At 67.4% G+C, this 12,972-nt stretch carries 13 protein-coding genes and 3 tRNA genes; 8 read left to right on the top strand and 8 right to left on the bottom strand.

From position 1 onward, the window contains the following. Window positions 1-134 precede the first annotated feature (134 nt). Entirely contained in the window at window positions 135-1,484 is a 1,350-nt protein-coding gene (locus ACIBTM_RS15395) for a nucleobase:cation symporter-2 family protein (RefSeq protein WP_395877128.1), read from the top strand. 172 nt (window positions 1,485-1,656) lie between these two features. Here the strand turns inward: ACIBTM_RS15395 and ACIBTM_RS15390 are convergent, their stop codons facing one another. Next, window positions 1,657-2,178: a serine/threonine protein kinase gene (locus tag ACIBTM_RS15390; protein ID WP_395877127.1), complete on the bottom strand. Its 522-nt coding sequence runs from the start codon at window positions 2,176-2,178 to the stop codon at window positions 1,657-1,659. Window positions 2,179-2,424: 246 nt separating this feature from the next. Between ACIBTM_RS15390 and ACIBTM_RS15385 the strand changes: the two genes are divergently transcribed. Both ACIBTM_RS15385 and ACIBTM_RS15380 read left to right on the top strand, forming a co-directional pair. Further along, the gene (locus ACIBTM_RS15385) at window positions 2,425-5,202 is read left to right on the top strand and encodes an EAL domain-containing protein (RefSeq protein ID WP_395877126.1); all 2,778 of its coding nucleotides are present in this window, start codon (window positions 2,425-2,427) and stop codon (window positions 5,200-5,202) included. Further along, on the top strand, window positions 5,199-5,498 hold the full coding sequence (locus ACIBTM_RS15380; RefSeq protein ID WP_395877125.1) for a GNAT family N-acetyltransferase: 300 nt from the start codon (window positions 5,199-5,201) through the stop codon (window positions 5,496-5,498). Before ACIBTM_RS15385 ends, ACIBTM_RS15380 begins: the two co-directional genes overlap by 4 nt. Window positions 5,499-5,502: 4 nt before the next feature. On the opposite strand, the gene ACIBTM_RS15375 is transcribed toward ACIBTM_RS15380, so the two are convergent. Continuing rightward, window positions 5,503-6,324, bottom strand: coding sequence for an arylamine N-acetyltransferase (locus ACIBTM_RS15375; RefSeq protein ID WP_395877124.1), 822 nt, complete (start codon window positions 6,322-6,324; stop codon window positions 5,503-5,505). A 159-nt stretch (window positions 6,325-6,483) separates the two neighbouring features. Between ACIBTM_RS15375 and ACIBTM_RS15370 the strand changes: the two genes are divergently transcribed. Continuing rightward, a complete protein-coding gene (locus ACIBTM_RS15370; protein ID WP_395877123.1) occupies window positions 6,484-7,260 on the top strand; it encodes a S1 family peptidase in 777 nt (258 codons plus the stop codon). A 142-nt stretch (window positions 7,261-7,402) separates the two neighbouring features. Here the strand turns inward: ACIBTM_RS15370 and ACIBTM_RS15365 are convergent. The 5 genes from ACIBTM_RS15365 to ACIBTM_RS15345 form a co-directional block, all read right to left on the bottom strand. Further along, window positions 7,403-7,476 (bottom strand) — tRNA-Phe (locus ACIBTM_RS15365). Between the two features lie 31 nt (window positions 7,477-7,507). Next, a tRNA-Asp gene (locus tag ACIBTM_RS15360) sits at window positions 7,508-7,581 on the bottom strand. Window positions 7,582-7,609: 28 nt separating this feature from the next. Next, window positions 7,610-7,682 (bottom strand) — tRNA-Glu (locus ACIBTM_RS15355). Between the two features lie 145 nt (window positions 7,683-7,827). Further along, the gene (locus ACIBTM_RS15350) at window positions 7,828-8,607 is read right to left on the bottom strand and encodes a hypothetical protein (protein WP_395877122.1); all 780 of its coding nucleotides are present in this window, start codon (window positions 8,605-8,607) and stop codon (window positions 7,828-7,830) included. A gap of 126 nt (window positions 8,608-8,733) precedes the next feature. After that, the gene (locus tag ACIBTM_RS15345; RefSeq protein WP_020633070.1) at window positions 8,734-8,991 is read right to left on the bottom strand and encodes a hypothetical protein; all 258 of its coding nucleotides are present in this window, start codon (window positions 8,989-8,991) and stop codon (window positions 8,734-8,736) included. Between the two features lie 536 nt (window positions 8,992-9,527). On the opposite strand from ACIBTM_RS15345, the gene ACIBTM_RS15340 reads away from it, so the two are divergent. Further along, complete coding sequence (locus ACIBTM_RS15340) at window positions 9,528-9,947, top strand: hypothetical protein (protein ID WP_395877121.1); 420 nt, start codon at window positions 9,528-9,530, stop codon at window positions 9,945-9,947. A gap of 116 nt (window positions 9,948-10,063) precedes the next feature. Here the strand turns inward: ACIBTM_RS15340 and ACIBTM_RS15335 are convergent, their stop codons facing one another. Next, complete coding sequence (locus ACIBTM_RS15335) at window positions 10,064-10,267, bottom strand: cold-shock protein (RefSeq protein WP_003097368.1); 204 nt, start codon at window positions 10,265-10,267, stop codon at window positions 10,064-10,066. Window positions 10,268-10,688: 421 nt separating this feature from the next. On the opposite strand from ACIBTM_RS15335, the gene ACIBTM_RS15330 reads away from it, so the two are divergent. The 3 genes from ACIBTM_RS15330 (at window position 10,689) to ACIBTM_RS15320 (ending at window position 12,972) form a co-directional block, all read left to right on the top strand. Beyond that, window positions 10,689-11,930 (top strand): Ig-like domain-containing protein, encoded by a 1,242-nt coding sequence (locus ACIBTM_RS15330; protein WP_395877120.1) that lies wholly within the window; start codon window positions 10,689-10,691, stop codon window positions 11,928-11,930. Between the two features lie 139 nt (window positions 11,931-12,069). Continuing rightward, window positions 12,070-12,414 (top strand): hypothetical protein, encoded by a 345-nt coding sequence (locus ACIBTM_RS15325; RefSeq protein ID WP_395877119.1) that lies wholly within the window; start codon window positions 12,070-12,072, stop codon window positions 12,412-12,414. Then, entirely contained in the window at window positions 12,415-12,972 is a 558-nt protein-coding gene (locus ACIBTM_RS15320) for a SigE family RNA polymerase sigma factor (protein ID WP_395877118.1), read from the top strand.

The following is a 12,972-nucleotide window of genomic DNA, read 5'->3' as shown; positions in this document are numbered from 1 at the left end:
GTTGTGCCCGACATCCATTCAACACAGCTCCAGCCTCTTCGACCGCCCTTTCGCAACGTGATCCTCACGCGGTGGACGCGCTACGGTCATGCCCGACGAGTCCACTGGTGTTCCCGCACGTCACAGGGGGTTACATGAGCCGTCCCGACGTCCACCCGGTGGACGCCCGCCCGCCACTGCCGAAGCTGACCTTGCTCGGCCTGCAGCACATGACGATCATGTACGCGGGTTCCGTCGCCGTCCCGCTCGTCGTGGGCAGCGCGCTGAAACTGGACGCGGCGACGATCGCGTTGCTGGTCAACGCGGATCTGCTGGTCGCGGGGATCGCGACGCTGATACAGGCGATCGGGATCGGGCGGATCTTCGGCATCCGGCTGCCGGTGGTGGCGGGCGCGACGTTCACCGTGGTCAACCCGATGATCATGATCGCGTCCCAGTACGGCATGCAGGCCGTCTACGGCGCGATGATCGCGTCGGGCGTGTTCGGCCTGCTCATCGCCAAGCCCTTCGCGAAGATGATCCGGTTCTTCCCGCCGCTGGTTTCGGGCACGCTGCTCATGGTCATCGGTATCTCGCTCATCGGGCCGGGGGTCGGCCTGATCGCCGGCCACGACACCGGATCGCCGGATTACGCGAACCCGGCCGACATCGCGCTCGCGTTCGGCGTGATCGCGGTGATCGTCCTGTTCACCCGGGTGCTGCGCGGATTCGCGAGCCAGATCGGCCCGCTGCTGGCATTGCTGATCGGCCTGGTCGCGGCGATCCCGATGGGCCTGGTGAGCTTCAAGGGCATCGCCGACGCCGCTTGGTTCGGTCTCGCGTCGCCGTTCCATTTCGGCCCGCCGACCTTTCCGATCGCGGCCGTGCTCTCGATGTGCGTCGTGATGCTGGTGACCTACACCGAATCCACCGCGGACCTGGTCGCCGTCGGCGAGATCACCGGACGCCCGGCGACGGACTCCGACCTCGCGCGCGGTCTCGCCACCGACGGTCTCTCGGCCATCCTCGGCGGCGCGATGAACTCGTTCCCGGACACGGCTTTCGCGCAGAACGTCGGCCTCGTGCAGATGACCGGGGTGCGCAGCCGGTGGGTGGTCGCGGTGGCGGGCGGCCTGCTCGTGCTGATGGGCCTGGTGCCGAAGGTCGGCGCCTTCGTCGCGGCCGTGCCGGAACCGGTGATCGGCGCGGTCGCGGTGGTCATGTTCGCGATGGTCGCCGCGATCGGCGTGCAGAACCTGAAGAAGGTGGAGTTCTCCGGCAACCACAACACCTTCATCGTCGCGGTGTCGGTCGGGGTCGGCCTGCTGCCCGCGTTCGCCACGAACCGGTTCGGGAACTCGATCTTCTTCCAGCATTTCCCGGCGTGGTTGCAGACCATCTGCGGCAGCCCGATCACGGTCGCCGCGATCGTCGCCTTCACCCTCAACCTGCTGTTCAACCACCTCGGCAAACGCCGGGAGCCCGATCTACTGCAAGCTCCTTAGCAGTGTTCGTCCAAGCGCGCTTCCGGACTTCCGCAGCCGGGCCGTGGCATCACCTTGTAGCTCACTCAGCCGCTCCGGGCGGCCCGCCTCCGCAAATCCGGGGCCTCCGGCCGAAGAGAAACGCGCGCGCGTGCCCTCACCCCACCTGCAAGCTCCAGCCTGGAGACACCTCCTAGCAGAAGAGCCACTTCGGCCACAGATTGCACTCTTCCGTCGGCGTCGTCGAGGGCGGCGGCGGGGTCTGATCGGGCGGCTGCGGAACGACCGTGGACCCGGTGGTCTGCGGTGGATCGGCGGGCCCGTTCGACGACGTCGGCGTGGCGGGGTCCGGCGAGTCGGACGTATGCGCGGCCGAACTCGACGTACGGCGACTGGACGTCGACCTGCTGGGCCGTGTCGAGGTTCCACCGTCACCGGTTTCGACCGTCTCGGTGGACGGGACGGCCGAAGTCGCGTCAGCTCCCCCGTTTTCCGAAGGCCGCTTCGGCATCTCGATGACGCTGTTCGGCTTCGGTGCCGCGTTCTGTTCGGGATCCGAATCGAACCCGACGAGAACAGCGGCCGCCCCGCAGGCGACGACCACGGCGATCACCACCGCGATAACTCTCCAGCGTGACTTTGCCCGTGACTCCTCGTGGTCGTCCCAGCCCTCGCGAATAAGCAGGTCGGCGACCGAAACGTCGTCGTCATCCACCAGCTGAAACCTTTCACACCGGGAACGAGCGAAGAGTAGTTTTACCGCAACTCACCGCCGAATGGGTGAAGTTAACCAAAAATTATTCACCCGATGGGACATGCCAGCGTAGGGCAGTCACACAGCGTGTATTCATACGCTTCCGCGCATATCAGCGGTGACCTACCTTCGGCTCGCGTATACAGCGCCCTCCGCGGGTGGTGTAATCGACGGTGCCAGCACCGGAAGAGGGGGTTCGGACGGATCATGGAGGCTGACGCCCTCGCCGTGCCAGGGGCCGGGAATTCCGGTCGTCCGGCAGGCGCGCCGCTCGGAAACGAGCCGCTCGGCGATCTCGGCCTCGCGGGCGACCACGCCGCCATCTGGTCGTACGACTTCGAGGCCGAGACCCTGTCCTGGCTGCCCGGACTGGAGAACCTGCTGGGCGGAGGCACGCTGACCGAAGCCGAGATCGAGTCCAGGCTCGCCGATCTGGTGGCCCCGCTGACCTCCGGCACCCGCACCTCCCCGCCTTGGCGCGAGTTCGAACTCGAACAGTCGTTCCGGAACCCGGCGGGCGAGATCCGCTGGGTCCGCCTGCGCGCCCGCACCATCGGCGACGACGACGGTTCGTCGGGGCTGCTCGGCATCGCCACCGACGTGACCGACGTCCGCGAGAACCGGCAGGCCCTCGAAGATCTCACTGACCGTTACCGGCTTTTGGTGGAACTCAGCCCGGACGCGGTCTGTGTCCACGAGGCCGGCGTCGTCACCTACGTGAACCGGGCCGCCCTCACCGCGCTCGGTGCGTCGTCGACCGCCGAGCTGATCGGGCGGCCGATCATGGACTTCGTCGCCGACGAGTCGCTCCCGGCCCTGCTGGACAGGATCGCGTCGCTGCACCGCCAGGGCGCGTCGACGGTTCCCGCCGACACCGTCATGCTCCGTCTCGACGGCACGAAGTACCTGGTCCAGAGCATCTCGGTGCGCACAACCTGGGAAGGCAGGCCCGCGTTCCAGGTCATCATGCGCGACATCAGCGCGCAGAAGGCCGCCGAAGCGACGCTGCGCTACCAGGCCGCGCTGATCAGCCATGTCAGCGACGCGATCATCGCGACCAGCGGCGGCGGCGTGGTGACCAGCTGGAACCCCGCCGCCGAGAACGTCTACGGCTGGACGGCGGACGAGGCGATCGGCGGCACGGTGAGCGATCTCGTCGGCGCCGCGCTCGACCCGGAAACGGTGCTGCGCAGGGGCGGCGTCATGCAGACGACCCACCGCCACCGCAACGGCTCGACACTGGCCATCCGCATCTCCGCCGCGGAGATGAACGACGGTTTCGTCCTGGTCTGCGCCGACGAAACGGCGCGGCGACGGGCCGAACAGCACTACAGCACGGTGGTCGCGTCCCTCGACGAAGGCGTGGTCGTCATCGGGCCCGGCGGTCTCATCGAATCGGCCAACCCCGCGGCGTGCCGGATCATCGGGGTGGGCCACGACGACCTCATCGGTGTCCCGTGCGTGACGCTGGAGCTGTACGACGAACAGGGCCGTATCCCGCCCGCCCGGATGCCGTCGGTGGTGACCCGGCGCACCGGGGCCACGCTGACCGGCCTCGTGCTGCGGCTGCGGAGGCCGGCGGGCGACGACGTCTGGATCTCGCTGACGTCGCGGCTGCTGACCCCGGAAGACCCGTCGGCCCAGGCGGTGGTCGCCTCGTTCACCGACATCACCGAACGCCGCGCCATCGGCGAGCGGCTCGCCCACGAGGCGACGCACGACCCGCTCACCGAACTCGCGAACCGGACGCTGGTGCTGGACAGTCTCGCCGAGGCGCTGTCCGGCGCGGGCCGCGCCGAACTGACCACGCTGCTGTTCATCGACCTCGACAAGTTCAAGGTGATCAACGATTCCCTCGGGCATTCCGTCGGCGACAAGGTGCTTCGCATCGCGGGCGAACGCCTGCGCCGGGGTATCGGCGAGAACGATCTCGTCGGCAGGCTCGGCGGCGACGAATTCGTCGTCGTCACCGCGGAGATCACCGAACCGGACGAGATCAAGGCACTCGCGGAACATCTGCGCGAGGCGCTGACCGAGCCGATCACCGTCAACGGCAGGCAGCTGCACATCGACGCCAGTATCGGCATCGTCACCGCGGCCAACGACGACACCCGGACGGCCGAAGATCTGCTGCGGGACGCCGATGTCGCAATGTACCAGGCGAAAACGCTCGGCCGGGCGCGCTACGAGTTCTTCGACGTCGAGCTGCGCGAGCGGATGCAGCGACGGCTGCGCATGGAGCAGGATCTGCGCGACGCCCTGCAGAACGAGGAACTCTGGACGGCGTATCAGCCTGTCGTGGACATCGAATCCGGCGAGATGGTCGCCGTGGAAGCGTTGCTGCGCTGGAAACATCCCGCGCACGGCACGATCTCGCCCGCCGAGTTCATCCCGCTGGCCGAGGAAAGCGACCTGATCAACCTGATCGGCAAGTACGTCCTGCGCACGACCACCCGTGAAATCGCCAGGCGGCGCAAGCAGCTCGGCATCGACCTGAATCTCAAGGTCAACCTGTCGGCCCGGCAGCTGGACGATCCGCATCTGGTGGCCGGGGTGCAGGACGCGCTGAAGACCACCGGGCTCCCGCCGCACGCGCTGACCCTCGAAGTCACCGAAAGCGCGCTGATGCGGGACCAGGCCGCGGCCGCCGAAGTGCTGACGTCGTTACGCGATCTCGGTGTCTCACTGGCGATCGACGACTTCGGCACCGGCTACTCGTCGCTCGCCCAGCTGCAACGGCTCCCGTTGGATACGCTCAAGATCGACCGCACCTTCGTCACCGGCATCGCGGAATCGCGTGACGCGGCCGCGATCGTCAAGAGCATCATCGCGATGGCGCACGCCGTCGACCTGATCGTCGTCGCCGAAGGTGTCGAAGACGAAGAGCAGCTCACGGTTTTGCGTGAGCTGCACTGTGATCAGGCGCAGGGCTTCCACTTGGGTCGCCCCGCGCCGCCGGACGAACTTTTCGGAGCAGCTGGATGAGTGTCGAGATCAAAGCCGGAGAAGACCGCTACGACATCGTCGTGGACGGGAACCCCGCCGGGTTTCTGGAAACCCGCACGCGCACCGACGCGATCCTGTTCCTGCACACCGAAATCTCGGACGACTTCGCGGGCCAGGGCCTGGCGGGCAAGCTCGTGACCGCCGCGCTCGACGACGTCCGGTCGCAGGGCAGGTCCGTCCTGCCCTACTGCCCGTACGTGCGTTCCTTCATCGCGAAGCACCGCGAGTACGAGGATCTCGTCCCCGAGGACAAGCGCGCCGAATTCGGGCTCTGAGCCTTCAGCCCGGGTAAATCGTCAGCAGTTTCGCGAGCTCGTCCCCGGTGAGGACGACGTCCAGCTCGCGCAGTGTCGCGTCGAGCCGCTCGGGCGGGATCGTGGTGGTCTCCTTGGTCCCGTCCGGGCGTTCGACGATGAACTCTTCGCCGACCAGTTTGCGGCTGAGCCCTTCCTCCAGGCGCATGACCACCAGCTGCCCGGTGAACGGCGACCGCGGATGTGTCGACGTGTAGTGGTGGTAGACCTCGTAGTCGATCCGGTGCATCGGCGTGAGCGTGAAGGCGTGCAGGTCGGTCCAGTCTTCGCCCTCCTTCTTCTGCAGGCGCCACCAGTCGCCGTCGGCGACGAGCCGGTGTGGCCAGCCTGCCTGATCCACCACCGCGCCGTCGACCAGTGGCATCGGCACCAGCATCCCGGCGCCGAAGCCGACGTCGACCAGGTGCTGGACGCCGTCCGCCTCGATCGCGAGCGTCATATGCGTGTACGGCCCGTTCTTTTGCGGCTGCACGCGGGCGACCAGGCGGCGCACGGGGTAGCCGAGCTGCTCGGCGGCCGCGGCGAAAAGGCTTCCGTGCTCGTAGCAGTAGCCGCCGCGATGACGGCCGACGAGTTTGCCGATCACGTCGTCGAGCGCGATTCCCTTGTGCTGCCCCAAAACGACGTCGACGTTCTCGAACGGAACGGCCAGGACGTGCGCCTTCGCCAACTCACGCAACGCGGCGGCGGAGGGTGTCGCGCGGCTCTGACCGATCCGGCCGAGGTACGCGTCGAGGTCGAGGGTGCCGACGGTCCATTCGTCGACCTGCTCAGGTGCGATTGTCATGCTTCGAGATTGACACCTCCACCTAACTAGAGGTCAAGATCGGTCCCAACTGGTAACTGGCAACGGCCACCGACTTTCGTCACTTCCACGAACGAGTGACGATTGGCCACTCTTCCGGAGTGAGCCGGTGAAACACACCGGCGCGGAAGGAGAAAGCAGATGAGGACTCGTTCCCTCGTCGCCGGTCTGCTGGCTGGAGCGGCTGCCGTACTCGGGTCGGCGATGCCGGCTTCCGCCGCCGAACCCTCGGGCGTGCAGCCACTGATCGTGGGTGGTGTGGACGCGACCGAAACCTACAGCTTCATGGCTTCCATGCAGACCAAGAGCGGCGACCACAACTGCGGCGCGTCACTGATCGCACCGGAGTGGCTGGTGACCGCCGCGCACTGCGTCGAGGGTGAGCAGCCCGCCAACTGGCAGTACCGCATCAACACCACCGACCACACCAAGGGCGGCGAGGTCGCCGAGGTCGACAAGTTCGTGGTCCACGAGAAGTACGACGGCTCCGGCCCGTACGACATCGCACTGGTGCACCTGAGCAAGCCGGCGGAGGCGGCGCCGATCGAGATCGGCCAGTCGCCGCAGCCGGGCACCGACGTGCGGGAAATCGGCTGGGGACTGACCTGTCCCACGCGCGGCTGTGGTGAAGCACCGGTGGTTCTCCAGCAGCTCGACACCAAGATCGCCGAAGACTCCGGCTGTTCCGGCTCCGGGGCCTACGACGCGCAGAGCGAGCTGTGCATGGACAACCAGGGCGGCAAGGCCAGCGCCTGCTACGGCGACTCGGGTGGTCCCGCCGTGGTGAAGAACGGCGACAAGTGGACGCTGGTCGGCGCCACCAGCCGCGGTCAGACCGCCAGCTGCCCGGAAATGCCGGGCATCTACACCGACGTGACCGCGTTCACCGACTGGGTCAAGCAGCAGACCGGCAAGTAGGACACCAAGTCCCGCACCGCGCGGTGGCGCCCGATGCTCCTGCGACATCGGACGCCACCGCGCACTGCTGTGGACGGACACGAAATCGGCCTCAGGCATGAAAAAACCGCCTCGATGTGTATCGAGGCGGTTCGTTGAGCGGTGGCCAGGGCCGGGGTCGAACCGGCGACCTTCCGCTTTTCAGGCGGACGCTCGTACCAACTGAGCTACCTGGCCGGGAACGCCGGCAAGGAGCCGAACGATCTTGCGACCCTGACGGGACTCGAACCCGCGACCTTCGCCGTGACAGGGCGACGCGCTAACCAACTGCGCCACAGGGCCTTGCATACTGCTGTGTAACTGTACTGCGTACTCCCAACGGGATTCGAACCCGCGTTGCCGCCTTGAAAGGGCGGAGTCCTAGGCCGCTGGACGATGGGAGCCCGGTTCGGTTTCGGCGAACCGACCGACCCGCGCTCTCCGGTGTCCCCGGGAGCGAACATAACTATAGGACACCCCTGTTTCGGCTCCCGCACAGGGGGTCCTCTAGTTGTTCACAGGGCTGGGACCTGCGAGAACGCGGCGAGGTCAGGATATCAGGGCCGAGGCGTCCCGCAGGGCTCCAAGACGTCCCCGAAGCTCCTCCCGCTCGTCGCCCGTGAGAGTGACAGCGAGGAGTTCGGCCACGCGTTGGTCGGTCAGGTCCTCGGCGTGCCGCCACCGCTGCCGCAGATCGCCCTTCGCCTCCGCCGCGGCGATCAGCTCGCCGGCGGCCTCCTCGGACCACGCGGTGCGCAGGAGGCGGCCGCGCCCGCCCTCCGGATCCGCGACGACCGCTTCGGGCACCGTCAGGCCCACCGCGCGAAGGGCCGCGAAGTGGACGCCGCCGCGGAACTCGCGGAAGACCATGAGCGCGAACGCCAGCCGCTCGACGTCATCAGCCGGACGTTCGGCGACTTGCCATCCGGCGAACAACGCGAGACCGCTCGCGTCCGCGGCGTCCACGAGACGGAACAGCAGATCCGCCGGACGGCCGGGGTCGCCGGCACCCGAAAGGTTGACGCGCGCCCAGTTCGCCGATGACCGCGAGTAGGCGCGGACCGCGGAGGCCGCGTCGAGGGCCGTCGTCGCGGCCGGGAGCGCGAACTCGAAGAGCCAAGCCGGGAAGATGCCGAACAGCTCCGCGACCACCTTCGGCGGCGGGTCGCCCAGCACCGCGGACCGGCCACGGAGGTACAGCGTCCGCGGTGGCAGTCCCACCTCCTTCTCGACCTCGGCCAGCTCCGGCGAGGTCATGAACTTCCCGCCCAGCACCTGCACCGGGCCCCGGATCTCCCGCGCCGCCGCGATCGCCGCTTCGTCGGCCATGTCGCCACACCTTCCCGCCAGTTGATTGATAACAGTGTTACACAACTGGCGGCCGACCGTCGAGGACAAACGAAAGCCCGGTCGCGCGGCACACCCCGCGCGACCGGGCTTCGTGAACGAACGAACTCAGCGCTGAACGGGCGCCTGCCCGTCCTCGTCCAGCGTCAACCCCAGCATGTCCAGCAACTGGACGCAGTCATCGACACCCAGCGCCCCATTGGCCACCGCCAGCCGGGCACGCCGCACCTGATCGTCGGACACCCGCTGGGCATCCCCCTGACCCGTGCGCTGCGCCGGCAGGCCACCGGCCAACGTTGTCGAACTTCCCCCATCGGCACCTTCGTACCGAAGGAGGAACTGCCGCACTTCCACAGACCCACCCATGGTTCCTCCAGACGGCCAACGAACAGCTTGGCCGCGAGGCTAGCCAGAGCCGGCCGCGACACACAGCCCCCCGGAGAGTGAACCTGTCGCCACGCTCCGCACAACGCAGAGCAATCACGCGCATATCCGCGCCACATGAACCACAGGCGAATCAGAGGTGGCGCCCTGGCCGGAATTCTGACCGCGCCCACTCGCCCTTCTCAGGAAACCGTGCAACAATCGATTCGCTGACACACCCCCGGTCAGCGCCTGTGGAGATCCCCTCCGACCCCCGCGTTCCTCCCCCTGGCGCGGGGGTCGCTCCGTTTTCTGGGGGCCACCCCCAGACCCCAGGTTCCTTGCGGCGGAGGTTGGCGGCCCCGGACCGGCTCCTTGATCTTTTCCCCGAAAAACCTCTTCCGACTGTCTCGTCGGTTGCGTTTTGTGATCACGGGAAAAGGATTTCCTGTCGGCATTGGGCCGTTCGAGACAAAGATTCGGGTGTGTCGTGGCTCACTGTGGTTGGTTTGCCGAGACCGAACCGTTATCGTGACCCGGTGCCCCTTCCTTCCCTGAGCCGTCGTAGCGGCAGCCGCACGAACTTGAAGCCGGTCAACCCCGGTCGTCACCGCAACTCCCCCACCAAGGAGGCCGAAGCGGTCGTCGAAGACACGGAGCTCACCAGCTACCTTCGTGCCCTCGCCCCGGAGAACGACCCGGAAAGCACCGGCACCGGCAAGCGTTTCGGCGAAGCGCAGGTCTTCCAGCTGCGGATGAACCTCATCGCCTGCGAACAGCTCAAGGACGCCGCCGCCGAGCGCAACCTGTCGCCGCAGGCGCTGGCGCAGGAATGGATCCTCGAGCGCCTTTCGTGGGAGTCGCAGGCCAACTCGGCCCAGCAGCGCCGCCACGAGGAAGCCCACACCGACGAATTCCGCTTCGACGCCAATGCGTGGGAGCAGCCCGTCACCCGCTGACCGTCGTACCGGAACGGAACAGCACACCAGAAGAAGCTTGAGCGGCAAGGGAAAAGCCCCCGGCGAGATCGCCGGGGGCTTTTCCGATCAGTCTGAGCAACGCCTGAAGGGCGGACTCAGATCGCGCGGACCTTCTGGGCCTGCGGGCCCTTCTGGCCCTGACCGACCTCGAACTCCACTCGCTGGTTCTCTTCGAGCGTGCGGAAACCGCGACCCTCGATCTCCGAGTAGTGAACGAAGACGTCGCCCTCGCCGCCATCCTGCGCGATGAAGCCGAAGCCCTTCTCCGCGTTGAACCACTTCACAGTGCCTTGCGCCACCGCTTTACTCCTCGTTGCACATCCGCTTCGAGTGCCTCCGAAGCGACACCCAGACCGTCCCGGGCGGTTCCAACGAGTCGAGCGAAGAGCGCGTCACCGGCTCATGGCTCGCGTCAGAAGTTCCGCGAGTGTGAAGCCACGAACACGCAAAACGACGGCCTGATGGCAGCGTACCGGGATCTGGCCATATTTGAAGCCCGTGATCGGACTCTGGGCACCCCCAAGTACCAAGGTCACCGGAACGTCGTATACCGATCCGGCTTCTGTCGGACCCCCTCGCTAGCCTGTCGCCGCACGCCGACCTCAGGTCATCGCCGGACACGGACCGAAGTCGGCCATGCCCCGATCGTGAACTAGGATCCACTCGATTGTGACTCGCATCACTCTCGATGGGATCAACTTACGAGGTGGTCCGGACGTCATGGTCGGTGTACAGGGGAGCAAAGGGGAAGCTTTGAGGTTCACGGAAACCGCGCGCCGCCGGGCGGCGATCGCGGCACTGGGGTTGGTGGCCGTTCTGACGCTGGGGGCGTGCAGCAGCGAGCCGACCGTGTCGGCCAGCGGGCCGGACGGCGGCGGGCCGGTCAGCAGCGATACCGGCGGCAAGGCGCCCGCGCCTGCCAAGCTGACGTACGAGCCCGCCGCGGGCGCGCAGGACGTCGCGCCGGGGCAGCCCATCAGGGTCACCGTCGCCGACGGCACGCTCGATCAGGTCGTGCTGACCAATCCGGACGGCAAGCAGGTCGCGGGGCAGCCGTCCGAGGACAAGAAGAGCTGGTCCACCACCGAGCAGCTCGGCTACGGCAAGTCCTACACGTGGTCCGGCAAGGCCACCGGCACCGACGGCAAGCCCGTCGAGATCGGCGGGGCCTTCACCACGGTCAAGCCGCGCAAGCAGGTCGGCGCGAACATCAACGTCTTCGACGGGCAGACGTACGGCATCGCCATGCCGATCACGCTGACGTTCCCGAGCACGGTCACCGACAAGGCCTCGGTCGAGAAGGCGCTGTCGGTCGAGACCACGCCGAAGACCGAGGGTTCCTGGGCCTGGGTCCACGACGACACCTCGGTGCACTGGCGGCCGAAGGCCTACTGGCAGCCCGGCACCACGGTGAAGTTCAACGCCAAGATCTACGGCGTCAAGATCGGCGAAGGCGTGTACGGCAAGGAAGACCGCTCGGCGAGCTTCACGATCGGCCGCTCGCAGATCGTCAAGGGCAACACCCAGACCCACCGGCTCCAGGTGATCCGCGACGGGCAGCAGATCGCGGATTACCCGGCCAGCTACGGCCTCGACGCCGACCCGGGCCGCGTCACGCCGAGCGGCACGCACGTGGTGATGTCCAAGCACGACACGTACTCGATGACCAACCAGCGCTACAACTACGAGAACATCGTCGTGCCGTCCGCGGTGCGGTTCTCGACCAACGGCGAGTTCATCCACGGCTACGCGCCTTCGATCTGGGCACAGGGCAAGAAGAACATCTCGCACGGCTGCGTGAACCTGGCGCCCGCGAACGCCAAGGCGTACATGGACGGCGCCCTTGTCGGGGACCCTGTCGAGATCGAGGGCAGCACGGTGAAGATCAACCGGGCGCGCGACTACAGCGACTGGACCTACTCCTGGGAGGAGTGGTCCAAGCTCTCCGCTCTCGCGAGCTGAAGTACTTCCATGGAACCGGGCGGCCGGAGACCCCTGTGGTCTCCGGCCGTTCGTGTTGATTGCCTGAGATTTTTCAAAAAGTCGATGCAACCTCGTTGCGGGCGGGACGCATGTCTAACGACGTAAGGCGCCGCGGCCAATGAGCGGCGCCCGGATCGAGGAGACACTCTTGCGTACTCGTATCGCTCTCACTCTCGGCGCGCTGCTGCTGGCGGGCGGCGCCGCCTTCGCGACCACGTCGCTGGCGTCGGCCGATCAGAGCGCGCCGTCGCCGACGGCCACTCAGGCGCCCCAGCCGCCGACCAAGGAGCCCACCACCACGCGGCCGGCGGAACCGCCCCGCGCCACCACCGCGCCGGCGCGCGATGTCCCGAAGACGCCGGCCGTCGCCGCGCCGGGCGAGCACCGCGTGCCCAAGGCCGTTCCCGCCGGGCCGACCGGGGATCTGCACCTCCCCGCCATCGTCGAAGGAGCCGGTAACTAGGTGACGCCGAGCCGCTCGTCGAAGACCGGGACGGGCTCGCCGTGGGACGGCGAGTTCGCCCGGTACTTCGACGAGCGCGCGCACAGCCTGCGTGCCACCGCGTACCTCCTGTGCGGCGACTGGCATCAGGCCGAGGACATCACCCAGGCCGCGCTGCTGAAGCTGTACCTGGCTTGGCCGAGGCTCTCCCGGCACGACGCGCTCGACGGCTACGCGCGCAAGATCGTGCTGCGGACGTTCCTCTCCGAGCATCGGCGCGTCTGGCGCAAACGGGAGAAGCTCACGGACGCTCTCCCCGACATCCCGGGCGAAGCGAGCGGCACGGAACAGGAGATGCTGGTCAGGCATGCCCTGTCCGGTATCGCCCCGAAGCAGCGGGCCGTACTCGTCCTGCGTTATTTCGAAGATCTCAGCGTTGAAGAGACGGCCACGGCGCTGGGCTGCAGCACCGGGAACGTGAAGAGCCAGGGCGCGCGGGGGCTGGCGACCCTGCGCAAGCGGCTCGGCCCGCATTTCAGCGAACTGGCCTTGAGCGGAGCGCACCACGATGGGAGGTGA

This window comes from Amycolatopsis sp. NPDC049868 (assembly GCF_044461365.1).
GTDB lineage: Bacteria > Actinomycetota > Actinomycetes > Mycobacteriales > Pseudonocardiaceae > Amycolatopsis.
This window is presented reverse-complemented; position numbering and strand designations above follow the sequence as displayed.